At 62.9% G+C, this 26,636-nt stretch carries 28 protein-coding genes and 1 tRNA gene; 14 read left to right on the top strand and 15 right to left on the bottom strand.

The window, feature by feature from the left end; genetic code table 11:
* The first annotated feature begins 35 nt into the window (after positions 1–35).
* From ACOOFN_RS02645 to ACOOFN_RS02625, 5 genes are read left to right on the top strand one after another with little or no spacing between them, the layout of a single operon-like run.
* A complete protein-coding gene (locus tag ACOOFN_RS02645; protein ID WP_420433404.1) occupies positions 36–1,190 on the top strand; it encodes an MFS transporter in 1,155 nt (384 codons plus the stop codon).
* A gap of 42 nt (positions 1,191–1,232) precedes the next feature.
* A complete protein-coding gene (locus ACOOFN_RS02640) occupies positions 1,233–2,375 on the top strand; it encodes an MlaE family lipid ABC transporter permease subunit (RefSeq protein WP_420433402.1) in 1,143 nt (380 codons plus the stop codon).
* On the top strand, positions 2,372–3,145 hold the full coding sequence (locus ACOOFN_RS02635; RefSeq protein ID WP_420433401.1) for an ABC transporter ATP-binding protein: 774 nt from the start codon (positions 2,372–2,374) through the stop codon (positions 3,143–3,145). The genes ACOOFN_RS02640 and ACOOFN_RS02635 overlap by 4 nt, the downstream gene beginning before the upstream one ends.
* Before the next feature lie 3 nt (positions 3,146–3,148).
* On the top strand, positions 3,149–4,105 hold the full coding sequence (locus tag ACOOFN_RS02630; RefSeq protein WP_420433399.1) for an MlaD family protein: 957 nt from the start codon (positions 3,149–3,151) through the stop codon (positions 4,103–4,105).
* Positions 4,102–4,740, top strand: a complete 639-nt coding sequence (locus tag ACOOFN_RS02625) for an ABC-type transport auxiliary lipoprotein family protein (RefSeq protein ID WP_420433397.1) — start codon at positions 4,102–4,104, stop codon at positions 4,738–4,740. The genes ACOOFN_RS02630 and ACOOFN_RS02625 overlap by 4 nt, the downstream gene beginning before the upstream one ends.
* A gap of 17 nt (positions 4,741–4,757) precedes the next feature.
* Here ACOOFN_RS02625 and ACOOFN_RS02620 read toward each other — a convergent pair whose 3' ends face one another.
* From ACOOFN_RS02620 to ACOOFN_RS02610, 3 genes are all read right to left on the bottom strand, one after another.
* The gene (locus tag ACOOFN_RS02620; RefSeq protein ID WP_420433395.1) at positions 4,758–5,114 is read right to left on the bottom strand and encodes an iron chaperone; all 357 of its coding nucleotides are present in this window, start codon (positions 5,112–5,114) and stop codon (positions 4,758–4,760) included.
* Positions 5,115–5,176: 62 nt separating this feature from the next.
* Complete coding sequence (locus ACOOFN_RS02615) at positions 5,177–7,090, bottom strand: hypothetical protein (RefSeq protein WP_420433393.1); 1,914 nt, start codon at positions 7,088–7,090, stop codon at positions 5,177–5,179.
* A 114-nt stretch (positions 7,091–7,204) separates the two neighbouring features.
* Complete coding sequence (locus ACOOFN_RS02610) at positions 7,205–7,423, bottom strand: hypothetical protein (RefSeq protein ID WP_420433391.1); 219 nt, start codon at positions 7,421–7,423, stop codon at positions 7,205–7,207.
* Positions 7,424–7,561: 138 nt separating this feature from the next.
* Here ACOOFN_RS02610 and ACOOFN_RS02605 point away from each other — a divergent pair, with 138 nt between their 5' ends.
* On the top strand, positions 7,562–8,791 hold the full coding sequence (locus ACOOFN_RS02605; protein WP_420433389.1) for a DUF418 domain-containing protein: 1,230 nt from the start codon (positions 7,562–7,564) through the stop codon (positions 8,789–8,791).
* A 4-nt stretch (positions 8,792–8,795) separates the two neighbouring features.
* On the opposite strand, the gene maiA is transcribed toward ACOOFN_RS02605, so the two are convergent.
* Together maiA and ACOOFN_RS02595 are read right to left on the bottom strand one after the other, a co-directional pair.
* The gene (gene maiA, locus ACOOFN_RS02600; protein WP_420433387.1) at positions 8,796–9,449 is read right to left on the bottom strand and encodes a maleylacetoacetate isomerase; all 654 of its coding nucleotides are present in this window, start codon (positions 9,447–9,449) and stop codon (positions 8,796–8,798) included.
* Between the two features lie 3 nt (positions 9,450–9,452).
* The gene (locus ACOOFN_RS02595; protein ID WP_420433385.1) at positions 9,453–10,103 is read right to left on the bottom strand and encodes a fumarylacetoacetate hydrolase family protein; all 651 of its coding nucleotides are present in this window, start codon (positions 10,101–10,103) and stop codon (positions 9,453–9,455) included.
* A 144-nt stretch (positions 10,104–10,247) separates the two neighbouring features.
* Here ACOOFN_RS02595 and hppD point away from each other — a divergent pair, with 144 nt between their 5' ends.
* Positions 10,248–11,300 (top strand): 4-hydroxyphenylpyruvate dioxygenase, encoded by a 1,053-nt coding sequence (hppD, locus tag ACOOFN_RS02590; protein ID WP_420433383.1) that lies wholly within the window; start codon positions 10,248–10,250, stop codon positions 11,298–11,300.
* A gap of 8 nt (positions 11,301–11,308) precedes the next feature.
* Complete coding sequence (locus ACOOFN_RS02585; RefSeq protein ID WP_420433381.1) at positions 11,309–11,764, top strand: MarR family winged helix-turn-helix transcriptional regulator; 456 nt, start codon at positions 11,309–11,311, stop codon at positions 11,762–11,764.
* Between the two features lie 10 nt (positions 11,765–11,774).
* Here ACOOFN_RS02585 and ACOOFN_RS02580 read toward each other — a convergent pair whose 3' ends face one another.
* From ACOOFN_RS02580 to ACOOFN_RS02545, 8 genes are all read right to left on the bottom strand, one after another.
* On the bottom strand, positions 11,775–12,575 hold the full coding sequence (locus tag ACOOFN_RS02580) for a hypothetical protein (RefSeq protein WP_420433379.1): 801 nt from the start codon (positions 12,573–12,575) through the stop codon (positions 11,775–11,777).
* Positions 12,576–12,580: 5 nt separating this feature from the next.
* A complete protein-coding gene (locus tag ACOOFN_RS02575) occupies positions 12,581–14,440 on the bottom strand; it encodes a hypothetical protein (RefSeq protein ID WP_420433377.1) in 1,860 nt (619 codons plus the stop codon).
* A gap of 245 nt (positions 14,441–14,685) precedes the next feature.
* The gene (locus ACOOFN_RS02570; protein ID WP_420433375.1) at positions 14,686–15,138 is read right to left on the bottom strand and encodes a MaoC family dehydratase; all 453 of its coding nucleotides are present in this window, start codon (positions 15,136–15,138) and stop codon (positions 14,686–14,688) included.
* Positions 15,139–15,148: 10 nt separating this feature from the next.
* Positions 15,149–16,060: a branched-chain amino acid transaminase gene (locus ACOOFN_RS02565; RefSeq protein WP_420433373.1), complete on the bottom strand. Its 912-nt coding sequence runs from the start codon at positions 16,058–16,060 to the stop codon at positions 15,149–15,151.
* A 65-nt stretch (positions 16,061–16,125) separates the two neighbouring features.
* Entirely contained in the window at positions 16,126–16,656 is a 531-nt protein-coding gene (ppa, locus tag ACOOFN_RS02560; protein ID WP_420434985.1) for an inorganic diphosphatase, read from the bottom strand.
* A 49-nt stretch (positions 16,657–16,705) separates the two neighbouring features.
* Positions 16,706–17,161 (bottom strand): choice-of-anchor V domain-containing protein, encoded by a 456-nt coding sequence (locus tag ACOOFN_RS02555; RefSeq protein WP_420433371.1) that lies wholly within the window; start codon positions 17,159–17,161, stop codon positions 16,706–16,708.
* Positions 17,158–18,180 carry a virginiamycin B lyase family protein gene (locus ACOOFN_RS02550; protein ID WP_420433369.1) on the bottom strand — a complete coding sequence of 341 codons (1,023 nt, stop codon included), beginning with the start codon at positions 18,178–18,180 and terminating at the stop codon, positions 17,158–17,160. Before ACOOFN_RS02550 ends, ACOOFN_RS02555 begins: the two co-directional genes overlap by 4 nt.
* A gap of 63 nt (positions 18,181–18,243) precedes the next feature.
* Positions 18,244–18,969, bottom strand: a complete 726-nt coding sequence (locus ACOOFN_RS02545) for an RluA family pseudouridine synthase (RefSeq protein WP_420433367.1) — start codon at positions 18,967–18,969, stop codon at positions 18,244–18,246.
* Between the two features lie 100 nt (positions 18,970–19,069).
* Between ACOOFN_RS02545 and ACOOFN_RS02540 the strand changes: the two genes are divergently transcribed.
* Both ACOOFN_RS02540 and ACOOFN_RS02535 read left to right on the top strand, forming a co-directional pair.
* Positions 19,070–21,544 carry a zinc-dependent metalloprotease gene (locus ACOOFN_RS02540; protein WP_420433365.1) on the top strand — a complete coding sequence of 825 codons (2,475 nt, stop codon included), beginning with the start codon at positions 19,070–19,072 and terminating at the stop codon, positions 21,542–21,544.
* A 149-nt stretch (positions 21,545–21,693) separates the two neighbouring features.
* Positions 21,694–22,200 carry a hypothetical protein gene (locus ACOOFN_RS02535; RefSeq protein ID WP_420433363.1) on the top strand — a complete coding sequence of 169 codons (507 nt, stop codon included), beginning with the start codon at positions 21,694–21,696 and terminating at the stop codon, positions 22,198–22,200.
* Between the two features lie 111 nt (positions 22,201–22,311).
* Here ACOOFN_RS02535 and ACOOFN_RS02530 read toward each other — a convergent pair.
* Positions 22,312–22,387 (bottom strand) — tRNA-Lys (locus ACOOFN_RS02530).
* Between the two features lie 146 nt (positions 22,388–22,533).
* Between ACOOFN_RS02530 and ACOOFN_RS02525 the strand changes: the two genes are divergently transcribed.
* The gene (locus ACOOFN_RS02525) at positions 22,534–22,848 is read left to right on the top strand and encodes an Hpt domain-containing protein (protein WP_420433361.1); all 315 of its coding nucleotides are present in this window, start codon (positions 22,534–22,536) and stop codon (positions 22,846–22,848) included.
* Here the strand turns inward: ACOOFN_RS02525 and ACOOFN_RS02520 are convergent.
* Positions 22,845–23,159, bottom strand: coding sequence for a chorismate mutase (locus ACOOFN_RS02520; protein WP_420433359.1), 315 nt, complete (start codon positions 23,157–23,159; stop codon positions 22,845–22,847). The two genes, ACOOFN_RS02525 and ACOOFN_RS02520, sit on opposite strands and share 4 nt — an antisense overlap.
* 117 nt (positions 23,160–23,276) lie before the next feature.
* Between ACOOFN_RS02520 and ACOOFN_RS02515 the strand changes: the two genes are divergently transcribed.
* The 3 genes from ACOOFN_RS02515 to ACOOFN_RS02505 all read left to right on the top strand — a co-directional run bounded on the left by ACOOFN_RS02515 (position 23,277) and on the right by ACOOFN_RS02505 (position 26,636).
* Entirely contained in the window at positions 23,277–23,897 is a 621-nt protein-coding gene (locus ACOOFN_RS02515; protein WP_420433357.1) for a glutathione S-transferase family protein, read from the top strand.
* 112 nt (positions 23,898–24,009) lie between these two features.
* Entirely contained in the window at positions 24,010–24,651 is a 642-nt protein-coding gene (locus ACOOFN_RS02510; protein WP_420433355.1) for a hypothetical protein, read from the top strand.
* Positions 24,648–26,636, top strand: a complete 1,989-nt coding sequence (locus ACOOFN_RS02505; RefSeq protein WP_420433353.1) for a M64 family metallopeptidase — start codon at positions 24,648–24,650, stop codon at positions 26,634–26,636. The genes ACOOFN_RS02510 and ACOOFN_RS02505 overlap by 4 nt, the downstream gene beginning before the upstream one ends.

Here is a 26,636-nt window from a genome sequence, read left to right as displayed (position 1 = left end):
TCCCATTTGACGCGGAACCGGCTATCGCGGCGGGAATGGACGGGCGGATCATTCATCCTGCGGGCCTCCGCTTTGCCGCGCAATACGGCGCTTTCTATCTCGCATTCGGGGCTTTCCTTCCATATTTTCCGGTCTGGCTGGAGACCCGCGGCCTGTCGGCCGAGCTGATCGGCCTGGCACTGGCCGGCGGCATGATCGGGCGTACGATCCTGGCACCGGTCGGCGCGGCCTGGATGGACACGGCCGGCCGCCGCCGGGATGCCGTCATCGGTTTCGCCTGGGCCGGCCTGGCCGGATTTCTGCTCATGGCGCCGTTTCGCGATGCGATCCTGTTGACAGTTCTGGCCGCGGTCGCCGGCGCATTGTTCAGCGGCCAGATTCCGCTCATGGATGCGTTTGCCGCTTGGTCCTCGCGCAAGGAAGGATTTGCCTTCGGGCCGCAGCGTGCGGTCGGATCTGCAACATTCATCATCGGCAATATCGGTGCGGGAGCGCTGATCGGCCGCTTTGGCGGCGAGGCCGCCCTTGTCTGGATGACCGTTGGCGCGGCTCTGGCCATTGCCACCAGCTATTTTCTTCCGCCCGGCCAACATGCGAGGTCGAAGGCCGGGCCCGAACCGATCCCGTTCAAGCTCCTGTTGACCCGGCCGTTTCTGCTGGCGCTGGCGGCGTCGGCCCTGATCCAGTCCAGTCACGGTTTCTATTACGGATTTTCAGCGCTCAGCTGGCAGGCGCAAGGGATCGCGCCGGAAACCGTCGGCTTGCTCTGGTCGACCGGCGTGATTGCCGAGATTGTCTTCCTCGCAGCGACCGCCCGGTTTCTGCGGCGTCTTGAGCCCGGTCATCTTATGCAGATCGCGGCCGTCGCCGCCATCCTGCGCTGGGGGTTGACGGCACTGGCACCGCCGCTGGGCGTCCTGTTCGCCCTGCAGCTGGCGCATGCCTTGACGTTTTCCTCCGCCTATCTCGGCATTTTGCGATTTGCAGCCGATAACGCACCCGATCGCCTGCAGGCCAGCACCCAGGCCGCCAATTCGGCCTTGTCGGGCGGTATCGCGCTGGCAGCGGCCAGCGCGCTGTCGGGCCCGCTTTATCATGTCTTCGGAACCGGCGGCTTTGCGTTCATGGCCATTCCGGCGGCGGCCGGCGGGCTTTGCGCAATGTTAATGTTGCGTGTGCGTACTCCGTGAATCCGACCGATTCGCTTTTTAGGACGGAGAGGGGGAGTGACCATGGCGTCTGACAGCGCTGCCGACATCAACGTCCGCGAGGAAGGACGTCAGATTATCGTCACCCCGCACGGCGATTGGGTGATCAGCAATGTCACGCCTGTCTACCGCGAGATCGAGCGGATCGAATCCAGCTATGATGCGGGTCTCGTCGTGATCGATGTGTCGCAGGTCGGACGGATCGATACCGCAGGCGCATTCCTGCTCGGACGAACGATCCAGCAATGCGCAAGCCCTGCTGCCGATTGGCATTTCCGCGGCCAACATCCGACCGCGAAGCGGCTGATCATAGAATTGATCGAGCGCGCCATCGATTGCGAACCCGACGCGCCGGAAGAACGCTATGGCTTCGTTCGCGCTTTCGAGCGCATCGGTGCCGGCCTGGAAGCTTTCTACCAGGAAGCCGTCGACACGTTCGGCTTTTTCGGCCGCACCATCACCACTTTCGCTTCACTGCTGGTCCGCCCGCACCGATTCCGCTGGACGCCTGCCTTCTACGTCATGGAAGAGGCCGGCGTGAACGCGCTACCGATCATCGCGGTTCTGACCTTTTTCATCGGTGCCGTGGTGGCCTTCATGGGCGCCAACCTGCTCGAGACGTTTGGCGCGGCCGTATTCACGGTCGAACTCGTCGGCATATCCGTCTTGCGGGAATTCGGCGTGCTGATCACCGCGATCATGCTCGCCGGGCGGTCAGATTCCGCGTTCACCGCGGCGATCGGCTCAATGAAGATGCAGCAGGAAATCGACGCCATGCGGGTGCTCGGCCTCGACCCCTATGAAGCGCTCGTCATCCCGCGCGTCGTCGCCTGTGTCGTGATGGCTCCCCTTTTGACCTTCGGCGCCATGATGGCCGGCATCTTCGGCGGCATGATGGTCAGCTGGGCAACACTCGACATCTCGCCGGGTTTCTTCATTTCGCGCATGAATGACGCCATCACCGCAAGCCATTTCTGGGTCGGCATGTCGAAGGCACCCGTCTTCGGTCTCATCATCGCCATCATCGGCTGCAAGCAGGGCATGCAGGTTGGCGGCGACGTGGAATCCCTCGGCCGGCGCGTCACGGCGTCCGTGGTGCAGTCCATTTTCATGGTCATCGTGGTCGATGCCATTTTTGCCATGATGTATCTGGAGCTCGACATATGAGCGATGACGTCATCATCGAAGTTCGCGGTCTGCGCACCGCCTTCGGATCGCATGTCGTTCATGACGGGCTCGATCTCAAGGTCCGTCGGGGCGAGGTTCTGGGCCTCGTCGGCGGGTCAGGCAGCGGCAAGTCGGTCCTGCTGAACACGATCATCGGCCTCAAGCGTCCCGATGCCGGCGAAATTTTCTTCAACGGCCAGCGGCTGAACGCCATGGCATCGGCTGACCGCCGCGATCTCGAATCCAGCTGGGGTGTTCTGTTCCAGGCCGGCGCGTTGTTCTCCTCGCTCACGGTCCGCGAAAACGTGATGGCGCCGCTGCGCGAGCATCTGAAAATGCCGCACAGGCTGATGGTGGAAATCGCCGATATGAAAATCGCCTTGTCGGGCTTGGGGCCGGAGGCGGGACCGAAATTCCCGGCCGAATTGTCCGGTGGTATGCGCAAGCGCGCGGGCCTGGCCAGGGCGCTCGCGCTCGATCCCGAAATCCTGTTTCTCGACGAGCCGACGGCCGGGCTCGATCCGATCGGTGCGGCTGCATTCGACATGCTGATTCGGGATTTGAAGGAAACGCTCGGCCTCACCGTTTTCATGGTGACACACGATCTCGACACCCTGTATTCAATTTGCGACCGCGTTGCCGTTCTGGCTGACAAGCGCGTGGCCGCTGTTGCGCCGATCAAGGAACTGGAACAGCATTCCCATCCTTGGATTCAGCAGTATTTTCACGGACCGCGCGGCCGGGCCGCGGCAAGCGTTCAAGGAGGCTAGGTCATGGAAACCAAAGCCCATCATGCCCTCGTAGGCTTCTTCGTCGTTTTCCTCGTTCTTGCGGGCGGATTTTTCGTGCTGTGGCTTGGTCAGCAGACCTTCCAGCAGGACTATTCCTATTACGACGTCGTGTTCGACGGCCCGGTCCGCGGACTGCGGGAAGCCGGAGAGGTCCGATTTAACGGCATCCAGGTCGGCGAAGTGTCGCAAATCTCGCTGGACCCGCAGAATCCCAACCGCGTCATTGCCAGGATACGCCTGCAATCCGAGACGCCGGTGCGGGTCGATTCCAGCGCCCAGCTGGAACCGCAGGGGCTGACAGGGTTGTCCTACATCCAGATATCCGGCGGCACGGCGGAGGCGCAGCGATTGTTGTCGACCAGCCGCGGCGATCCGCCCCGCATCTATGCCGAGCAGGCGCAGATCGAATCCCTGTTTGCGAGCGGTGAAGACGCACTGGAAGCGGTGCAGACTGCGCTTATCCAGATCAGCGCGTTGCTCAGTGATGAGAACCTGACCAACATTTCCGAGACGATCAGCAATGTGGAGCAAATCTCCGAACGGCTGGCGGGCGAGGATGCATTGGTCGAGGAAATTCGCGCCGCGGTTCGCCAGCTCGAAACAACCGCAGTGGATGTTGGTGCGGCGGCACGCTCGCTGGAAGTTTTCGGCCGCGACGCATCAGCCCTCGCGACCAACGAATTGCAGCGGGCATCCATTGATGTCTCGCTCGCTGCGGAGCAGATCGATATCGCCGGGCGCGATGCGCAGGCGCTGATGGCCACCTTGCAGCCCGCCATCGAACGCCTGTCGACGGAAGGCGCCGACGAGTTCACCCGGACGCTGGAAGACCTGCGCCGGCTGATCGCGACGCTGGACCGCATAGCGATGGACATAGAGGACAATCCGACCGGCTTCATTTCGGGTGAGCCGCGACGCACTGTGGAGGTGCCCCAATGATCCGCAAGACCCTGACCGCCGGCCTGATGGGCGCGGCGCTTTTGTTGAGTGGCTGCATCAGCCTGCTGCCCGAGAATGCGCCGGCCACCGTCTATCGTCTGTCGACGCCTGAACCGTCCGGCGTGGTGCGCGTCGAAGCCGTGATCGTCGGCGTGCAACGTCCACTGACGCCGCGCGCCCTGTCGAACAACATGATCGCCATGTCGCAACAGCGCGGGCAGCTGGTCTTTATCGACGGCGCGGAATGGATCACGCCGGTGCCGCGTCTCGTCCAGGACCTGATCGTTGAATCGATGGATGCATTCGAGCCGTCACTGATTGCGGCACGCCCGGAAGACGGTGTCCGTTCGGAATTCGAGCTGGCGACCGAGATCCGGTCGTTTGAGGCAAACTATCTTGCTGGACCGGACTCGCCACCGACGGTCATCGTTCGCTTGCGCGCGCGGCTGATACGATCAACCGACCGGCGCCTTGTCGCGGTCGATGCCATCGGAGCGCAATCCCTATCCAGCGGCAATACGATCGGTGAAATCGTGGCCGCTTTCGATGCAGCTTCGCAGGAAGCCATGGCATCGGTCGCGCAATGGACCGCCGAGCAGGTCGCCGAGCACCACGACCCCGTCCACGTCCACTAGGCCGGATCGCGGATTTCCTAGAGATCGAGCTCCTGGCGTGAGGCCCGTGCCAGGTCGGCCGCCAGTGCGTCCGGCATCGGCTTCCTGGGCGAGAAGGTGACGCCGGTCTTGGTGGCTTTCAGCCCGGCCGCAGCGATGGCATCCGCATTCGCCACGATCGCCCCGGGCGAAACGTAGAGACCGCACTGTTTGGAAAAAGCGGCGTATCCCGCAATTATCGATTTTCCGAAACCGAAACCCGGCATGTCATAGGCGATGACTTCCTCGGCATCGGGCAGGGCGCTGGCCAGGGCCGCGCGCAACTGGACGAGCAACGGACGCAGCGGTTCGGCCGCGTCGGCGATATAGGCGTCATGATCACGATATTTGGCCATGCCATATCGTGCGCGAGGGCATAGGTTAAGGCAATGGCGATGTGATCGGCAAACGCCCGGGTCTAGTCGCGCTCGTCTTCGTCGCGCTTTCGCGCAGGCTCTTCACCGTCGGGCATGCTCGAAAGCAAATCCTTCCAGCGCCAGCCCGGCTCGGCCGACCGGCCGCGTTCCGGAAACGCGATCGTGTCCCGCTTGGCGGCGTCGCCGGATTGATCGGGCGCGTCTTCGCCGGCTTCCGGCTTCTTCTTCCCGGACAGCGGATTGGGGAGCTCATTGCCCGGCAGATCCAGCGCACGCCGGCCGCCGGCAACGGACCCCATTTTCAGCATGAAGTCGCTTAGCAGCTCGTAATTCTGGCGAATTCGGGCCTGGAAGGCGGCATCGATCTCCTGCGCTTCCTCGGCAGCGGCCAAAGCGGCGGCATTGAGACCTTCCAGTCCGTTGCGCAAGGCGTCCGAGGCTTCCTTTGCCCGCATCTGGGCGGAGGCAGGCAGTTCAGCCAGCTTGTCCGTCAGCTTCTCGATCTCGCGCTCAATCGCACCCGATTCCTCGCGCGCCGTGATCAGGACGGTTTCCAGCCTGCGCTTCACCGATTCCGCGGCTTCGTCAGCAGCGAGCGCGGCGCGCGACGTCAGCTTCTCGGCGTCCTTCAGGCGTGCCGCAAAGGATTCGTCAGCCTTGCGCGCGGCATCGAAGGACTTCTCGTTGATGTCCTCGATCCGGGCGGCGACCAGACGGCTTTGTTCTTCCAGCGCTTCACCCGCTGCCTGCGACGCTTTGCGCGCATTTTCCGAGGCGAGTGTCAGATCATCCAGCGCCTTGCGATGCGCCTCGCTGGCCCTGTCGGCTTCCGCCCGGACATCTGCCGCCATCTGCCGAGCCCGCTGCAGCGCCGCTTCGACCGTTTCGCTGAAAGTGCCGGCGCCTTGCTTGGCGGCATCGTTCAGCACATCGGCGCCTTCGCGCGCCGTTTTCGACATGATCTCAAGCTCGGCGCGATGGAAATCCAGCGCCGCCGCAATTTTTTCCTGTTCCTCGCGAAGCGATTCGCCGGCCTCGCCCAGTCGCACCTGATGCCGCTGGTAAGCGTCTTCGAGTTGCTCGGTCCGGGTATCCAGCTGGGTCGACAGTTCGCGCAGTTCGGCGACGCGGGCCTCGACTTTTCCGGCTGCCGATTGGGCGCTGTCGGAAATCAACTGTCCGGCACCGGTCAGCGCATCGGCGCTGTCGCGAACGCGCCGCTCGGCATCATTCGCGGTTTCTCCGGCCAGTTCCGCCGCGGCTGCAATCATCCGCGATTGTTCAGAAATCGCTGTCGCGATGAGGGCCGCCTTGTCGTCCATGGAATCCGAGACTTCCTGCAGGCGCTCGCGTTCGCCGCGCAGGGATTGCAGGAGATCTTCCGCACGCTGCCGCGCATCCCCCGCCGACTGCTCGAGCGTATCGGCATGGTGGCGGATCACTTCCTCCATGGCGGCCAGCCGCGCCAGCGCGCTTTCCAGCGAGGAATTGATGCGGTCGATCTCGCCTGATATCGCGCCGGAAAGGCTGCGCACTTCGGCTTCGGCCGCTTCCGCAGGTGCGGCCAGCCGCGCCAGGGCGACCTGTACACCGCGCGTGCGGTCGACCGTCTGCCGCAATTCGCGGATGATCAATGCCGCCATGATGAAGAGAATGGCCGGGCCCAGCGCGAATATCGCCAGGCCGGCAAGCTGCGCCGGCGTGTGGCTCGCCAGCGGGTCCATAACGTCCACGCCCGCATAGGCCATCAGATAGGCCACCGTGCCGGCGGTCCAGATCAGCGCCGCGGTGAATCCGAAGAACACGTACCAGCCATGACTGCGGGGCGGCGGCAGGTCGGGCGCCGCCTTTACCGGGCGCCGCGCGTCAAGCGGCCGGTCATTGTCGGAATCCGAGAAAACTGCCAGCAAGGCTTCACTTGAAGTCTCGCGGTCACGTGTTTCGCTTTCGGCCATATGTCGCCCGGTCCTTGCCTGTCGCTGATTATATCAGCCCGCGATGTATCGCGGGACAAGTGTCTTAGCTCAAAACACCGGTCATTCGAAGCGTGCGATTCGGTAGGGCCGCTCTTAGATGCGGAAAACTTCGGCAGGCTCGGGTACGAATTCAAAAATCGAGGCGCAATCCGATGCGGCTGTTTCGCCGGATTCCTCGACAATGAAGTACTCGACCGAAACAACCTGCACGTCGATGGCGCAGTCGCTGGCATCCCTTGTGTAGGCCAGTCCGAGCGAAATCATCGCGAATCCCGCGAGCAGGTCAAATACGAAAAGCAAAAACTGAATCATCGGCCCCTCGCGCCGAAAAAAATATCTATCGCTTCGATAGTTGAAGTCTATGCCTTGATCGAGGGGGATCATTCAACCCACAATCCCGTTGGGCCGCGTGAATTCTTCGTAAGAGTGTAGCGCATCCAAGGGGAGATAATGATGACCACAATAGCGCCCAAGGCAGAGCGGTTCACATCGATCGACACGCTCCGCGGCTTCGCCGTGCTCGGCATATTGATGATGAATGTCCAGGCTTTCGCCATGGTGTTTCCAGCCTATGTCTGGCCACCGGCGCACATGGACATCACCGGCGCCAATCTTGACGTCTGGTTCTACAGCCACGTCTTTTTTGCCATGAAGGCCATGACGACCTTCTCCGCCCTGTTCGGCGCAGGCATTGTGCTGATGCTTGGCGAGGAGAAGAACGCAAACCTAGGCCTGCATTACAGGCGCATGATCTGGCTCCTCGTGATCGGCCTCGTGCATGGCTGGATTTTCTGGTCAGGCGACATCCTTGTCCCTTATGCCGTCATGGGCATGCTGGTCGTGTTTGCCCGGCGCATGAGCGTGACCGGGCTGATGATTTTCGGCTCCATCCTGATCGTGCTGGGTGGCGCGCTCATGGCCATGATCTTCGTTTTCATCCCTTACATGCCGGAAGACCAGATCCAGCTGGCCTTCACGCCGACGCCTGAAATGGTGGCGGAATCCGTGGCGCTCTATCATGAAGGCTTTCTCGCCCGCTTACCGGCGAATATGGCTCTGACGATGCAGAATGAAATCGGTCAGGTGACCTTTTTCGCTCCGCGTCTCGCCGGCGCGATGCTGGTTGGCATGGCCCTCTACAAATCCGGTTTTCTGACGCTGAAATGGTCTGCGGGAAAATATTTGATAGCAGGCGTGATTGCGCTGGGCGTCGGATTGCCGGCGACCTGGATGGCCACTGAACACCATGTTGAAACCGGATTTGCCGTGGACGAGCTCTGGCTTGGCGAAACCGCAAACTACTTCCTTAGCCCGATCGTCGCCTTCGGTTATGCGGCCGTGATCATGCTGCTCTGCAAGATCGGCCTGTTCAGATGGATTCTCTACCCGTTCACGGCAGCGGGGCGGATGGCTTTCACCAATTACCTCAGCCAGACGCTGATCATGACCTTCCTGTTCGTCGGACCGCCGGGACTGGGATGGTTCGGCACGATGGAACGCGTGGAGCAGGCCCAGCTGGTATTCATCGTCTGGATCGCGCAGCTGATCATCTCGCCGATCTGGCTGCACTTCTTCCGCTTCGGTCCGTTGGAATGGGTCTGGCGCTCTCTGTCTTACTGGCGGTTACAGCCGATGCGGAAAAACGCGACTTCCGAGCCGCTTCCGCCAACGCCGGCCTGATGGCCTAGTGACCGTCTTCGGGCGCGTCCGGCTGGTTCTCCGGCCGGGCGTCCTCGAAGGCCGGATGCGCCCGCGCGGCTTCGTCCGCTGCCGCGAGCCGGGGGAAGGCCCCCATGTCCACGCCGAACCGGCGCGCATTGTACAATTGCGGCACCAGATAAACGTCCGCCATTGTCGGCGTGTCGCCCCAGAGATAGGGGCCGGACCGGTTGTCGGCCTCTGCCATCTTTTCGAGCGCGGCAAGCCCGTCTGAAATCCAGCGTTGGCACCATGCCGTGACACCGTCGGCGTCCTGGCCAAGTTCTTTCCGGAGATATTGCAAGATCCGCAGATTCTGCACCGGATGAATGTCGCAACCGATCACCGCCGCATAGGCGCGCAGGCGTGAGCGCTCGGCGGCAGAACCCGGAAGCAATGGCGGTTCCGGCCGAATCTCTTCGAGATATTCAAGGATGGCCGGCGACTGGATGAGCTGTTCGCCGTCAATGTTGAGAACCGGCACGAAGCCCTGCGGATGCAGCGCCTTGTGTGCTTCTTCGCGCTGGTGGCCATCCTTCAGATTGACGGACGACTGGTCGAACTCGATACCCTTGAGATTGAGCGCAATCCGCAGCCTGTAGGCGGCGCTGGATCGCCAGTATCCGTGCAGCAAGGTCATGGTTCAGGCCTTTCGATCTATCATCCGGAAGGAAAGCGGCGGCAGTCCGTCTATCGACGCCTCGATGGTGTCGCCCGGCAGCAGCGGCCCGACGCCCGAAGGCGTGCCGGTATAAACAAGATCGCCGGCGGCGAGCGGGAAATACTTTCCGATCAGGGCCAGCAATTCCGGCAGCGTGCGGATCATCTGTTCCAGCCTTCCGTCCTGCCGGACCGCGCCGTTCACGGATAGCCGAATGCCGCCCTCAGACGGCGGCGGTCCCGGTTTCAGCGTGCCCAGCACGGCTCCGTTGTCGAACGCCTTGCCGATTTCCCATGGTCCGCCGCGCTGCTTGGCACCGGCCTGCAGATCGCGCCGCGTCAGATCGATGCCGACACCGGAAGCGATCACGCCGCCCGGGCCGATCGCAGCGACCAGCTCGACCTCGTGATGCAGATCCGTGGTGGCCGGCGGGTAGGGCACATCAGGTCCGAGCGCAACCGCGCGGGCCGGCTTCATGAACAGGACGGGCTCTTCGCCGGTATCCTCCCCGCCCATCTCCCGAATGTGCTCTGCATAATTGCGGCCGACGCAGATTATACGGCCGACGGGGAAGTCGCCTTCGTCGCGGACCGGCACCCGGACATGCGCCGGAGGTTCAAACAGATAACCCATGGGCGGCGGCTTAGCGCCCCTTGATTGCTCCGTCGAGCCGACAATTTAGTTGCAAATGTAACTAAATTCGGTCATGAGGAGGCGAGTTTCGAGGTGCGGGCAATTTGCCCCCTCGCTGTCCGTTGAAATTGAAGGAGCAAGGCGATGGCCGATCTGTTTGAAAATCCGTTGGGAACCGACGGTTTCGAGTTTGTCGAATACACCGGACCGGATGCGGACGCGCTCGAACAGCTTTTCCGCAAGCTCGGCTTCGCCGCTGTTGCCAAGCACAAGTCCAGGGACATCACCCGCTTCAAGCAGGGCGATATCACCTTCCTGCTGAACCGCGAAAAGACCGGCCAGGCCGCCGAGTTCGCCAAGGCGCATGGTCAGTCGGCCAACGCCATGGCGTTCCGCGTCAAGGATGCGAAGAAGGCCTATGAAATGGCGCTCGAGCGCGGAGCCGAACCCTTCGGCGACGGTGTCTGGACCGACACCGGCCAGGTGCCGGCCATCAAGGGCATTGGCGGCTCTGTTCTCTATCTCGTCGACCAGTATGGCGACAATGGCGACATCTACGGCGATTTCGAGCCGACCGGCGAAGAAGACACGGGCGGTGTCGGCCTCGAGTTTCTCGACCACCTGACGCACAATGTGGAACAGGGCCAGATGAAGGTTTGGGCCGATTTCTACGAGAAGGTCTTCAACTTCCGCGAAATCCGCTATTTCGACATCAAGGGCAAACAGACCGGTCTCTTCTCCAAGGCGATGACCGGCCCTTGCGGCAAGTTGCGCATCCCCTTGAACGAGAGCCAGGACGACAAGTCCCAGATCGCGGAATTCCTCCGTGATTACAACGGCGAAGGCATTCAGCACATCGCCCTGACGACGCAGAACATCTACGAGACCGTCGACAAGCTGCGCGAGAATGGCGTCATCTTCCAGGACACGCCGGACACGTATTACGAGCTGATCGATGCGCGCGTCCCTGACCATGGCGAACCGGTCAAGGAGCTGGAGAAGCGCCGCATTCTCCTCGACGGCGATGTCGAGAACGAGCAGGGCCTGCTGTTGCAGATCTTCACCCAGACGGTCATCGGCCCGGTCTTCTTCGAGATCATCCAGCGCAAGGGCAATGAGGGCTTCGGCGAGGGCAATTTCAAGGCGCTCTTCGAATCCATCGAGCTCGACCAGCAGCGCCGCGGCGTGCTGGCCTAGGCCGAAACATGCCGAGGGACGCTGCGCTCCGGCTCGAGGCCTATTTGCCTTACCGCCTGTCTGTGGCGTCCAATCGCGCCAGCCGCTGGGTGGCGCGCTCTTATGAAGACCGCTTTTCGCTGTCGATCTGGCAGTGGCGGGTGATCGCGGTCCTGGGCGGCGCCGACCGGCTGACCGCGCAGGATCTCGCGACCGCCACGGCGATGGACAAGGTCACGGTGTCGCGCGCCGTTGGTGCGCTCATCGAACGCGGCTTTGTCAGCCGTGAAAAACATGAAAGCGACCGCCGCTCGGCACTGCTACAGCTGACTGACGCCGGACGCCGCGTCTATGACGAGGTGGCGCCGGTGGCCTTGAAGCATGAGGCCGATCTGCTCGACGGGTTCTCGCCAGCGGAAATCGACCAGCTGACCGACCTGCTGGTCCGGCTGGAAAAGCGTGCCGAGGATTTGGCGGGGGGCTGAAGTACCGCTTCTAATCTGACGTGAGCCCCGGCGTAGCAACGAAGTTGCCGGGCGTGCGGTTGACGAGTTGGCGCAGGATGGTGAGCCCGGGCACGGTTCCGGCCAGCAGAACTGTTTCGTCATGCTGCAGGGCGACCGAAGTGATGTTGGCATTGCCGATTTCACCGGAGGCGCTGCCGAGCGCCGCCGAGTTGAAGGTGATCGTCGCCCCCTGCACGCGGAAGCCGGAGCTGGCGTCGCCCGGCAGGAGTGTCACCGTGCCGGCAGACGTGCCATTGCCGGCAATAATTGTGACCCGCACCTGCGTGACGGCCTGGGCCTCCGCCTCGGAGGGCAGGGAGATGCGGAAATTGCTTTCCGTGCCGCCCGATCCGAAGCGCACCCAGGCGAAGTTGGAATTGGTAATGGCGGTGACATCCAGCCCGTCATCCAACTCGATCACGGCCAGATCGCCGGACGCACCCGACACGGTGTTGTTCGGATTGCCGGTGACGGTGAATACAGCATCTGGGACCTGTGCGGTCACGAAAGTCGCGGCGTTTCCGTCATCATCGACCGTTATGGGAATGGGGCCGATGCCGGGCATAATGTCGAGTTCTAAACCGGTTAGCGCACAGGTGAAGACATTGTCGGCCGGCGCTGCGCCTTGGGCACATATGAGGCCGCCAAAATCGACATTGGATTCGTCGATCCCAACCGCGCCGCTTGGGAAGGTGAGAACCAGTTCGGCAGACATTGCAATATCGCTCGAATCGGCGAGCGCCGCGCCGATATCGTATTCGATACCGGCCGGGAAAGCGGCCAGCTCCACCGATCCTAGGATACCCGACCCCAGGAGATCATCCCCATTGGCATCGAACTCGCCGGCCCCGGCCGCGCCGGCGTGACCGAGAAATCGAAAGCCGCAGCAAAGGCGAGAAGGTCAATATCCGTGCTGGAACCGGCATAGGCCCCCGCATCCGCCGTCGGCGTGAAGCTGACATTGACGCTCACTGGGTCGCCATTGTTTGTCACCTCGATCGGCAGGGTCAGCGTGCCGTCATTGGCGCCCCCGCCACTGCACTGGTTCAATTGCCCGGTGTTCTCGAAGCGCACCACATTGCCGCCAAATCCGCCGCCAAAAATGGGCGAGCCGAAATCGCAATCGAGATCGCTCGCCGCTGTCCAGCTGCCCGCAGAAAGCGGGCCGTCAAACGTCGCATTGGTCAGCGTAAACTCGGCTTCGACGACCCCGGCGGCGCCCATCGATATGAATGCGTCGGACAGGCCGAATTCGATGATGAGGTCGCCATCGAGCACGCCGCCAACTTCGCTCGCCACGGTCTGGTTCTGGAAATCGCTGGTCAGGAGGCTTATGCCCGATCCGTCAGCGATGGCCACAAAGTCGAGGGCCGGGACGGTCAATCGCTGACCGCGTATGGCAGTGCCGGAAAGATCGCCGCCACTGACACTGTAATCCTGCCAAACTACGACGAGGCCGCCACCGGTTAGCCCGGCAATGGCGGACTGGTTCTGATTGAGATTCGACGTCGTGTTGATGAGGTGTTCGACCCCGTCCGCCCCGCCGCCCTCGGAATAGCGTTGGGCGAGGATCGATGAGCCGGACCCATCGCCGCCAGCATTGAACTGTGTCCATGTGACAACAAATCCGCCACCGGCCAAAGCGGAAAGCGCTGGCAGGGCTTGGTTGCTGGTCGTTGACGTATTTACAAGGAACTCGGTGCCGGAGGCCGCGCCGGCAGCGCTGTATCGCTGGGCCCGTATGGCGCCGCTGGACGGGTCGTCCGCGCTGCCGCTGAAATCCTGCCAGGCGATGACGAAACCGCCGCCGGTCAATGACGCAATGGCGGGCAAATTCTGTGCACCCGTCGTGATCGTGTTGACCAGAAATTCGGTGCCGTCCTTGGCGCCGGCCGACGTGAAACGCTGCGCCCGGATGGCACTGCTGGTATCGTCGGGACTATTGCTGGAATCTCGCCAGGTGATCACGAAACCGCCATTTGTCAGGCCAGCAGCTGCGGACGAGTTCTGGCTGCCGGTGGTGATGGTATTGACGAGAAACTCCGCCCCGTCGGTCGCCCCGGCCGACGTGTAGCGCTGCGCGCGGATGGCCTGTCCGGACACATCGCCGCCCGTCGCACTGGCGTCGGTCCAGGAAATGACAAAGCCTCCGTTCGACAATGCCGCAACGCTGGGTTCGAACTGGTTGCCGGAGGTTGTCGCATTGACCCTGAATTCTACGCCGTCCGCAACGCCGCCCGCCGTGTATCGCTGGGCGCGAACCGCCGTTCCGGATGAATCATCGACGCTGGAACTGTCATCACGCCAAGTGACCACAAAACCGCCCCCCGCAAGGCCAGCAACATCCGGCTCGTGTTGATCGCTGGTTGTAATGGAGTTCACCAGAAACTCGCTTCCGACTGTTGCGCCGCTAGCGTTGTAACGTTGCCCACGAATCGCCGATCCTGATGTATCGCCACCGCTTGCGCTATCGTCAGTCCAGACAATGACGAAACCACCATCTGACAGGTCGGCCACGCTGACCTCAGACTGATCATTTGTCGTGGTCGTATTGACGAGAAACTCCGCTCCATCTGCTGTTGGCGTCTGGGCGTGACTCGCGGATACAATTGTAAACCATGCGACCAATGTGATGGCCGTCAAGACAATACGCACGATCTCTTCCCCCGCCGCGCATTCCCCAATCGGAACACGCCAATCGCCGTTACGTTAATTGATAATAATCATTTGACAGATCTTTTTTCAAGAGTAATCGCGCGCTGCGGTTGGTTTTATTCGATCCGCCCCACGCGGCACAGCCAGGCGCAATAGGGAGTTCGCGCGCCGGCAAAGACCGGCATCTCAATATAGATTGCTGGGTTTTTTGAAACTGGCGAAACACGGTATCGCTGCGGGTGGCGTTACCCTGCTACAATAAACAGGGTCAGCCAATGGGCGCGGATCGCCGGCGCTTCCTGGTCCTCCACCTCGACCGTCACATCCCAGTGCGACAGCCATTGGCCTGGCTTGCGTTCCTCGATTTTCGCCAGCTTGAAGTGCGCCCGGATACGCTTGCCCACCGGCACCGGCGCGGAAAACCGCAGCTTCTCGAAGCCGTAATTCATCGGGATCGCATCCGGCGGCATGCCCGGCAGGCAGGTCTCGCCCAGATGGGCCAGCATGGACAGGGTGAAATAGCCATGCGCGATCGTGCCGCCGAACGGCGTTTCGGCCTTCGAGCGCTCGACATCGACATGGATGAAATTGTGGTCCTGCGTGAGATCGGCGAACTGGTTCACGCGCTCCTGTGTCATCTCGAACCAGTCCGAGGTGAAGGTCTGGCCTTCTTTGGAAAGATAGTCGTCAACTGTCATGTTTCGCTCCCTATATCCGGTGCAGCCAGTTGCGTGTGTCAGCTGTCTTGCCGGTGAACAGACCGAAGAAGGCATCCTGCACGGCGCGTGTGACCGGATAATCGCCGGTCCCGACATCGATGTGGTCGACCCGCTTGATCGGCGTGATCTCGGCCGCCGTGCCGGTAAAGAACACTTCATCGGCCGTGTAGAGCGCTTCGCGCGGCAGCGGTTGCTCGATCACGACATGGCCCATATCGGCGAGCAGCTTGATGGCCGTATCGCGGGTTATACCTTTCAGGATCGAGGCCGCACCGGGCGGTGTGCGGATGACGCCATCCTCGACAAGGAACAGATTTTCGCCGGAGCCTTCCGAGAGTAGGCCGTCATGACCGAGGCCGATGCCTTCGGCGACGCCGCGATCCTTGGCTTCATACCCGATCAGCATCGACGACAGGTAATTGCCGCCGGCCTTCATGCCGGGGGGCACCGTGTTCGGGGCCAGGCGGTTCCAGCTGGAGACTGCGACATCGACGCCTTTCTCCAGCGCTTCCGGGCCCAGATATGTCCCCCACGGAAACGCCGCAATGATCAGATGGATCGGCATGTCGCGTGCCGTGACGCCGACCGAGCCGGCGCCGCGAAACGCCAGCGGGCGAATGTAACCGGCCGTCAGCTTGTTCTCACGCACGGCAGCCACGCAGGCCCGGCAAACGGTGTCGACGTCATACGGGATTTCGATCCGGTACATGCGCGCTGAGCGATAGAGCCGCTCGATGTGGTCTTCCAGCCGGAAGATCGCCGGACCGTCCGGCGTCTCATAGGCGCGAATTCCTTCAAATACCGACGAGCCATAATGCAGCGCATGGCTCATCACATGGACCGTGCAATCCTCCCAGCGGCGCATTTCGCCGTCCATCCAGATGTAATCGGCTTTTGGCAATACGCGTCCTCCCGCTGAATGAAGCTCGGGGAGGGATACGACATTATTGCATCAAGGGGGAGGGCCTAGCTGGCCTTCGCCGCGTCGATCGCCTTGGCGATCAGATTGCGGGCCGTATCGGCGCCTTCCCAGCCCTTCACCTCCACCCATTTATTGGGCTCGAGGTCCTTGTAGTGCTCGAAGAAATGGGTGATCCGCGCGAGCTGTGCCGGAAGGATGTCGGAATAGTCCGTCACCTCGTCATAATACGGCGTCAGCTTGGGATGCGGTGCGGCCAGGATTTTCTCGTCCAGCCCGCTCTCGTCTTCCATCAGCAGAACGCCGATCGGGCGCGAACGCACGACACTGCCCGGCATCAGCGTGGTCGAGCCGAGGCACAAGACGTCGATCGGATCGCCATCGTCGGACAGGGTGTGCGGGATGAAACCGTAATTGCACGGATAACGCATCGGCGTATGCAGGAAGCGGTCGACGAAAACCGCGCCCGACGCCTTGTCCATCTCGTATTTCACCGGATCGCCGCCCAGCGGGACTTCCACGATCATGTTGAAATCGTCGGGCGGATTCTCGCCGATGGAGATGGCATCGATATTCATGTCGGTTACCTGCGTAATCAAGGACGCGCGGCATACAGCCGGAAGCGCGTCAGGGCAAGCTTTCGAAGGTATTCAGAAGCACGCGGTCGCCATACGAGCTGGCATCGCCATTGGCATCCATGACGGCCAGCCAGAAGCGGACGGGTTCGTGCGCATCATCCGCGATCCAGACGATCGGCCACGCGCCGCCCGGCACAATCGAACGGACGGAAGTACCTTGCGCCTCGCTGCCTGCCGAACCCGGCTCGAACCGGCCATGGCTGGCGACGAGCTGAAACCCGTTGACCGCGCCGGCATCAGCGAGGCGGACAATCAGTGAATAGCGCTCCCCGGCCACAAAACGCCCAGGCAGGCCGTCGAGCGAGATGCGCGCAGACCCGGTTTCGGGGTCATTGTCCCAGTGGCAACTGGCGCAGCTGGCGGTCTGCGGTGCACCGGCATGGCCCCAGGGCGCGCCGTCCGGATAGCTGCCAGCCGCCAGTAACAGGGCCAGCGCCGCGATCATTCTGCCGGCATCACCATGGCGCGGCCGATCGTATTCGTGTCGGCGCCGAACCAGATCTCGCCCGTCGGTTCGAAAAACTGCATGTGACGCAGCGTGCCGCCGCCGGACGGGACATCGGTCTGCGAAAAGAAGGTTTCGGTCGCCGGATCGAAGCCGACGAAATTGTTCGGCTCGACCCCGGTTTCGACAAACCAGATGCGGTTTTGCGCGTCCACGGCCATGGCATAGGGCCGGCTGTTTTCCGCCGACGGGGCGCGCCATTCCTGCACGCCGCTGGTCGACGGATCGAGCGCGCCGAGATAACCGCCGGCATAATCGACATACCAGATCAGCCCGTCATCGGTGATGCCGATCCGCCGCGGCCGCGCGTCCTCGCGCGGCAGGGTGATCTCGACCAGTTGCAGGGTCGCCGGGTTGACGGCCGCGATCTTGTTGGTGCCGAGCAGCACCACCCAGACCGTGCCATTTGCATCGATCTCGATCCCGTAGGGCCGCGCATTCTCCGTCGGAATATCGATCACGTCGAGATCATTGGCCGCGACATTCAGCCGGCCGATCCGGTTGGCACCTTGCGCGGTGAACCAGAGATACTGCCCGCCTGCATCCATGATCAGCGTGTGCGGATCGCGCGGAATGCCATTGGGCATGTCGATGCGCATGAACTGGTTGGTCTGCGGGTTGTAGCGACCGATGAAGGCGTCGCGGTTTCCGGCGATCCAGACATTCCCGTCCGCATCGACGATCTGGTTGTGCGGGCCCGTGCCGGCGGGCAGGTCGAGGCGGCCGATCTCGCCGGTCTCCGGGTAGAGCCAGCCGAGATAATCGTCGCGCTGTCCGACAAACCAGATGCGCTCGCCATCGGCGGTATAGGGATCGCGCGGACGCGAATTTCCGTAGGGGATTGTCCATTCTTCGATCAGCACCTGACCGTCGGACAATGTCCCGGCATTGGTAAAGTCCTGGGCGAGGGAGGGCGCCGCAATGGACACCGACATTGCAGCGAGAACAAGGAATCGCATGACGTATCTCTCCGGAAAATTTGCCTCGCCGACAGCATGATATGAGAGGCTGGCCGGCGTCAATCAGAACGGCGCCGAGCTTTCGTAACTGACCCGCTCGCCGGTGTCCGGGTGGGTGAAAGCCAGCTTTTCAGCGTGCAGACAGAGCCGGTCACGCATCGTGCGCGCCGCTTCCGGGGCATAGAATTTGTCGCCGAGAATGGGATGGCCGATATGCGCCATGTGAACGCGCAATTGGTGCGACCGCCCGGTCAGCGGCGTCAGGGCGACGCGTGTAAGACCGTCGCCGCGCTCCAGCACCTCCCAGTCCGTGATCGCCTGTCGGCCATTGACCGCATCGATGTGCTGTTTCGGCCGGTTCGGCCAGTCCGTGATGATCGGCGCATCGACACGCCCGGCGTCTTCCGCCGTTTCGCCCAGCACCAGCGCGATATAGCGCTTTTGCGTTTCGCGTTTCTCGAACTGCCGGCTGATGGCCGCGTGCGCTCTTGGCGTCAGGCCCAGTACGATCACCCCGGACGTGTCCATGTCCAGCCTGTGAATGATGCGTGCCCGGCGGTAATTCTCTCGCGCTCTCGCTTCCAGGCAATCGGCGCGCTCGGGCGCATTGCCGGGCACAGTCAGCAAGCCGGAAGGCTTGTCCAGGACCAGGATATGCCGGTCGGCAAACAACACAGGCAACGGCCCTTTTTCGGGCGGCCGGTAGACGAATTCCCCGGGGATGGCAGGTGAGGATGAAGCGATGGGATTAATCCCCTGACGGTAAAACAGCCCGGCTTTTAACCCCATTGACGGCGCGCGCCAATGAGGGCGGCAGCGCCTCCGCTATACGACTTCCTCAATCTCCGCTAGCGTCCGCTTCGACAAAAACCGAGATGCGGGGAGCAGCATGAAAGCCTTGTTTGTCAGCCTGTTGATGATGTCGATTTCCGGCGTCGCGATCGCCCAGGATGCGTCGGCCAGCTACAGCGATACGATTTCCGGTCTCGACCTGCGCGAAGGGTTTGTCCCGCTCTATGTCGACGACAGCGATGGCCGTATCCTCGCCCGGCTGACCGCTGGAAGCGACGGCGATTACGGCCGCATGATCTACACGGCGCGGATGACGTCCGGGCTCGGCTCCAACCCGGTCGGGATCGATCGCGGTCTCGGCAGTTCGTCGGAAATCCTCCGCTTCTTCCGCGTCAATAACCGCATCTTCGCAGAGTTTGAAAATACCCGCTATCGCGCCATCGGGGCGCCCGAAAACGAAGCCGATGCCACGCGGCAATCCTTCGCCAGGTCCGTGATCTGGAGCACGGAGATTGTCGCCGAGGACGGCGACACTGTGCTCATCGATCTCTCGTCTTTCCTGATCCGCGACCCCGTCGACACGATCGGCACGCTCTCCGATGCCGGGGAAGGCAGCTATTCCATCGACAGTGACCGCTCTGCCCCGCTGACCGATGCCGCGCTGGTCTTTCCGGACAATGTCGAGATCGACGCGCTGATCACGCTATCCGGCACGCCGGAAGGCGGCGAAGTGCCGGCTGTTGCGCCGGATGCCGACGCCATCACCCTGACGGTTCACCATTCCTTTGTGGCCCTGCCGGATGCAGGCTATGGGGTGCGCGAGGCCGACGAGCGCTCCGGCGCGATCCCGCTCGAAGTCTATGACATGGCGGCACCGCTCGATCAGCCGATCCGGCGTCAGCTGGCCCTGCGCCACCGGCTCGAGCGCGTCGATCCGTCCGCACCGTCCGGCCCTGTCGTGGAGCCCATCGTCTATTATGTCGACCGCGGCACGCCGCCGGTTATCCGCGACGCCCTTATCGAGGGCGGAAACTGGTGGGCCGAAGCGTTCGAGGCGGCCGGGTTCGAGGACGCTTTCCGGGTCGAACTCCTGCCCGAAGGCGCGCATCCGCTCGACGTTCGGTACAACGCCATTCAATGGGTGCACCGCCAGACACGCGGCTGGTCGATGGGCGGCTCGGTTCTTGATCCGCGTACCGGCGAGATCATCAAGGGCCATGTCCGGCTGGGTAGCCAGCGCGTGCGCCAGGACCGGATGATCTTCGAGGGCCTGCTCGGCCGGGCCGGCACCGGAACGGGCACGGATGACGATCCGCTCGAGCTCGCGCTCGATCGCGTGCGTCAGCTTTCTGCACACGAGATCGGCCATACAATCGGCCTCATGCACAATTTCACCGCCAGTGTGAATGATCGCGCCTCGGTGATGGATTATCCCGCCCCGCTGGTGACCGTCGCCGCCGACGGGTCGCTGGACGTGTCCGCGGCCTATGACACCGACATTGGCGAATGGGACATCGCCGCTGTGCGTTGGCTCTATGCCCAGTTCGCGGATCCGGCCGACGAGGCGGCCGGGCTCGACGCCCTGCTGGCGGAACAGCGTGATCAGGGGCTTTTGTATATTTCCGACCGCCATGCGCGCGGCAATAATTCCGGCCATCCGCTCGCCAATCTCTGGGACAATGGCGCAAATCCGACAGACGCGCTCAACGACACCATGGCCGTAAGGCGCATAGCGCTAGACAGTTTCGGTCCGCGCGTCATGGAAGCCGGATGGCCATTGCCGGCGATCCGCGATGCCTTCCCGCCGATCTATCTCTATCACCGCTACCAGGTGGAGGCCGCGGCTTCGGCACTGGGCGGGGTCTTGTTTGCTTACGAGAACAACGGTCCGGGCGTGAGCGGGGTCCGGCCCTATGCCGCCGATGAACAGCGCCGGGCGCTCCGCGCGCTGCTGGCCACGCTCGATCCGGCAGCGCTCGATATTGATGACAGCACGCTCGCCTTGCTCGCCCCGTCGCCTTATGCGGATTATGACACCATCGCCCAGCGCGAGCATTTCGAGAGCGATCAGTATCCCGCCTTCAGCCGCCGCAACGCGGCCTCAGCCGCGGCCCGCATCTCGCTGGCCGCCATGTTGTCGCCGGCGCGGCTCGCGCGCATGGCCGAGCAGAGTGCGCGCGATGATGGCCAATTGTCGGCGGACGAAGTCTTCGCCGCGCTTGACGCGGCCATCGTCAGCGCGCCGCGCAGGGAAACGGCGCGCCTGGCGGTTCTGCGCGAAGCTATACTGACACAATACGTGCTCCAGCTCCTGCGGGTGGCAGCGTCGGATACGCCGGCGGCCGCCGCGCCGGCCCGAGCCCGGCTCGAAGCCTTCGCCGGACCGTGGTCGCGGTCGACCGGGAATCCGCACCGCTTCTGGCTCGCCCGTCAGATCGAGGCCGGCCTGCAGCGCATCGATGCCGGCGAGGACCTCGACGTGCCGGATACCGACATCCCGCCCGGCAGCCCGATCGGCGCCGCCGCCTGCTGGCATTGCGACAGCGGTTTGATGCTGGGGGTAGGGGAGTAGGCAGAACGTCCACTCGACCTCGCTCGCTGACGCGCGCCGTCAAAGGTCACGGCGTCCGCGCAGGCTCTGTTCGACGCTAGCGGTGAATTATTGTAGCTTCACGCCGCGCGACCGGTATGGCTCGAAGCCTGCCGGTACGGGGGGAGGCAATGATGACCGAGACGGACAGGGAAGCCAGCGTCGCGAAGTTCACGGGCCGCCTGTCGGAACTGAACCCCTTCCGCAAGATTGATGGCCCGGAAGACGCGCGCAAAGCCGCGAATCTGATCGGCTTCGTCGGTGGCTGGCTCACCTTCCAATACCTGCTCATGGCCGTTCTGGCCTATTTCGGCGCCGACCTGCTGGGCAGCGGCAAGGCCGGCGCTGACGCGAGCGGATTTCTGGCCGGAGCCGGCATCAACGTCGCGTTTGCGTTGGTCGCGGCCCTTTTTGGCCTCGCTGCCAGGTTTCGGCGCTGGATCTGGGCGGTCGTCCTGTTGGCGATCTGGGGCCTTGTCGAGGGCCTGTTCAAGTTCGCTTTCCTCGTGACGGCGAGCATGGAAGGCGGCGGTTCCATCATGTTGATTGTGATCGGCGCACTGCTCATCATCAGCGCGATCGCGGGTGTCCGCGGGCGCCTGGCGATGAACCGGACGGCAACAACGCCCGAGGCTTGATCCTGTTCCATGTAGGCGGTGGCGAAATCGCCGTCGCTGTACCGGCCGGGCCGGCTGGCCGGGCAATCCGGTCGGGCATCGCTTGCCGAAGCTCGCGCAGCAAGTGAGGATTGGTGCGCCCACAAGGATTCGAACCTTGGACCCGCTGATTAAGAGTCAGCTGCTCTACCAACTGAGCTATAGGCGCCCCGGTGCGGACCGCATCGGACCCGCTGGAAGGGCGCGGAACATACGCGCGAAAGTGACGAAATCAAGACAAAACGGCAAGCCGGCAACGAATTCATAACAGCTTGGCCGCAGCCTTGGCCGTCCTGCCTGTTGAAGGGTTTCGCCATGATTTTCGATCGCGACCATCTCGCCCGCTACACGTCCGGTGATGCCGCTCTGGAGGCCGAGCTCTTCGGCTTGCTGCGCGACCAGACCCAGCGCTGCGTTGCGGCGATGGAAGCGGCGGCCGATCCCGATGCCTGGAAAGCGGCCGCGCATACCCTCAAGGGCGCCGCACGCGGGGTTGGCGCGTTCGCATTGGGTGAGGCCTGCCAGCGCGCAGAAGAAGCACCACAAGCGGCCTGGCCGGTCGCCGTTATCGAGGTCCGGCGCGCTGCTGATGCGGCCGTGGCCGAGATCGAGACCATTCTTTCCCGCTAGGACCGCGTCGCGTCCCAGACCTCGAATTCATAGGCAATCGAGGCCTCCACCAGCGTCTCCCAGACCGGCTCGGCAATCCGCAAGGACAGGCCGGCCGCTTCGGATGCCGCTTTCACCTTGTTGAGCACATCCTGCTTGCGCCATTCATCGCGCACCGCTGAACGATCGGGTTTGATCCGCGCCGCGGCTTCCATGTAACCGGTCCGGGTCCGGATCAGGCGGACGAGTTCGCGATCGATAGCGTCGACGCCGGCGCGCACCTCGCACATGTCGCTGCAATCTTCGGGCGGTTTGATTTCAGGGTCGTTCACGGCAATGTGGCTCGCTTCTGGCGGGTCTTCCTTCTATGGCCTCGACACCCGCCCGCCAAGCCTGTGGCATGCGGCCGGGTGCCGCGCTAGTATCGGCGCAATGCGAAGGAGACCGGCATGGCCCGCATCACGCTCTATGGTGATTGTTCCAGTGGTAACTGCCTGAAAACGCGCTGGGTCGCCGATCATCTCGGCGTCGACTATGAATGGCGCGAGGTGGATGTCTGGTCCGGTTACACGCGGACCGAGGAATTTCTCGCCATCAACCCGGCCGGCCAGGTGCCCTGCATGGTTCGCGAGGATGGCCGCGTTCTCGCCCAGTCCAACGCCATATTGCTGTATCTTGCACAAGGCTCTGACCTCATTCCGGCCGATCCGTTCGACCATGCGAAAATGATGGAATGGATGTTCTGGGAGCAATACAGCCACGAACCTGCGATCGCCGTGCGTCGCGCGCAGAAGAAATTCATGAAAGTGCCGGAAGAGGACATCGACCCGATGCTGATGCAGAAGGGCCGGCGCGCGCTGGGCGTGATGGAAATGCAGTTGATGGCACGCGAATTCCTCGTTGGTGAGACGATGACGCTCGCCGATGTCGCGCTGGTGGCCTACACCCGTGTGGCACATGAAGGCGGTTTCGACCTCGAGGATTTCCCCGCCGTACGCGCCTGGATCCACCGCGTGGAACGCGAGCTCGGTATCGACCCGGCGATCCAGGACGCGATGGAACTCGCCTAGCGCGCCTTGCTTGCCGGTTTCAACGGACCGGAAATGAGTTGACTCCCCACAGCATGGCTTGTCGGCTGCTGCCGCACTTTCGGGGAGCGGGACGATGATGAGTTTGCGGATAATGGCAATCGGGCTTCTGGCGATAATGCCGGCCGCTTTCGCGCAGGACATGCAAATTGAATTCGATCCCGGGCGCTTCGCTTCGGATGACGCTGCCCGCGCCTATATCGAGGCGTCCGCCATGGGCAGCGCGATCGAGATCCACGCGCTCGATATCACGGCCGGAACAGCGCAGCTTGAAGGCGCGCCGGCGCACCTCATCCGGTCCAATCCCGCTTATCTGCGTGTGATCGAAAACGCCCCGGCCGGGCGCGCGCGCGTCCACGAAATCCATCTGGGAGGGTCTGCCGTCTTCGCCAGTCGCGGCGCGCCAGCCGTCTTTCATCCCGGCCGCCGCACCGGCTGGCCGGGCGAACAATTGCGGGTCGTTGCCTATGGCGCCGATGGGCGCGAAATCGCCGAGACTTTCGCCCCCGATCCGCGCTTTGTCCGGCATGAGGGCTGGTCCGGGACCGGCGATCACATTACCGGATCGAACCGCAGCCACATCCAGGATGCCCCGCTGCCACCGCTCTCTGTAAGTCTGCCGGAGGATACCGCGCAAATTGCCGTGTTCGACCGGGCCGGATCGCGTCATGCGCCGGAAGCCGGCCGGAGGATCGGCCTCATCGAAGCGCATCAGATCGTGGAGGCCGGCCAATGATCCGCGCGCTCCTGATCGGCGTCTTCAGCCTGGTCGGCTTCGGCGCAACAGCCTTCGCGCAAATTGCGCCGCACACATTGGTGCCGGTTTTCGTCACCGGTGATCCCGACACGCGCATCAATTATGTCATCATGGCGGACGGTTTCACCGCCGCCGAACAGGAGGCTTTCCGCGCCCAGGCCGACAATTTTCGGGACTTTCTGCTCGGCGGCTCGCCCTATGTCCGTTACGCTGATCATTTCAACGTTTACCGGCTCGAGACCATCAGCAATGAATCCGGCGTCAGCCGGCCCGGCGCCAGCGTCGATACCGCCCTGAATTCTGAGCATGGCTGCTTCGACATCGACCGGCTCATCTGCGCCGACAGCGCCCGCGCCGGCGCCATTCTTGCGGCCGCCGCCCCGGACATCAATTTCCACATCCGCCTGATTGTCGTGAACACTGAAACCTATGGCGGCGGCGGCGGGTATTACGCGACGACGTCATTGCACAGCGCCGCGCCCTCGGTTTTCCAGCACGAGATCGGCCACAGCTTCGTATCGCTCGATGATGAGTATGAGGACGATTCGATCTGTGCCCAGCAGCCGGGCCTTTACGGTCCGCCCAACGAATTGAATGTGACGGTGCAGACCACACGTGCGGCCAGCCCCTGGCAGCCCTGGATCGATGACGCTACGGCGATCCCGACGACCGGCACGGCCGACGCTACGCCGGGCATGTATGAGGGCGGGCATTATTGTCCGACGGGGGTTTACCGACCGACCTACAATTCACTGATGTGCACGCTCAACCGGCCAATGGAGCAGATCAACACGGAGGAGTTTGTTCGCGCGTTCAACCGCACGGCCACGGCGCTCGATGCCGTCAGCCCAGCGGCTGGAAACCTGACCGTCACCCGCAATTCCCGCACCCGTCTGTCGGTCGTCCCGAAGATCATTGACGATCTGGCATTCAATGTTGTCTGGCGCGTCAATGGCGCGGTGGCAAACGATGCACCTGCGGCCGGGCTCGGTCCGGCTGCCGCTGACGGGATCGGCTTTGCGGCCGATGGCACGCGCTTTGTGTTCGATGCCGCGCAACACGGGGTCGGCCAGCATACAGTGACCGCCACGGTACGCGACGAAACTGCGCTCGTGCGCACCGATATCAACGGCGATACCGCGCATGAAGCTAGCTGGACCATCACGGTCGAAAACCGCGACACGCCGGATGCTCGCCTGGTGACAGCTGTTCTGCCCTATGCGCGGTCCATGTCGGCCTTCACCCCCGCCACCGGCTTTGTCACCGTCATCAACAGCGGAAGCGTGGAGGCGACGAGTTGCACGCTGACGCTCCAGACAGCGGCTGGCGGTGTGGCCACGCCGGTCTTTTCCTACCGCCAGACCGATGCGGGAACCAATGCACCGACCGGACCCGAGAATCCGACCTTCAATATCGGCGCTGGCGTTGCCTCGAGCTTTGTCTTCTCCGCGACCTACGCGGCTACAGCTTCGAATGACGAGGTCTTCGTGGTCGCCGATTGCGGCAATTCGGACCCGTCCGATCGCGGCGCCGGTGTCAACTCGGCGCTGATTTCGGCGGCAGCCGGAAATTCGCCCGACATCGTCTCAGTGGCAGCGACAGTCGGCACTCCCGGTGTCGCGGATTTGCCGAGTGATGGCCGGCAAGCCGCCGTGGCGCTGTCAGCGGTCAATATCGGCACGGCGGGAAATGTGACCTTGCGCGGCGATCTGGGGCCGGTCAGCCTGCCCCTGGAAATCGAGTTCTGCGAGACCGACCCGGCGACCGGCGCCTGTCTCGGCGCGCGCGCCACCTGGCTGGACGTGAGCTTCGCCCAGAATGAGGTCAAGACATTCGCCATGTTCATCCGCGCGCACGGACCGGTCCGGTTCGTTCCCGAGCGCTTCCGCGCCTTCGCGATTTTTGAGCAGGACCGTCAGGATTCTCGCGGCGGCACCAGCGTTGCGGTCCGCACGGTCGAGTAG

It is taken from the genome of Hyphobacterium sp., assembly GCF_965217055.1.
Classification (GTDB): Bacteria; Pseudomonadota; Alphaproteobacteria; order Caulobacterales; family Maricaulaceae; genus Hyphobacterium.
The sequence above is the reverse complement of the archived record's forward strand: the minus strand, read 5'-3'. Positions and strand labels throughout refer to the sequence as shown.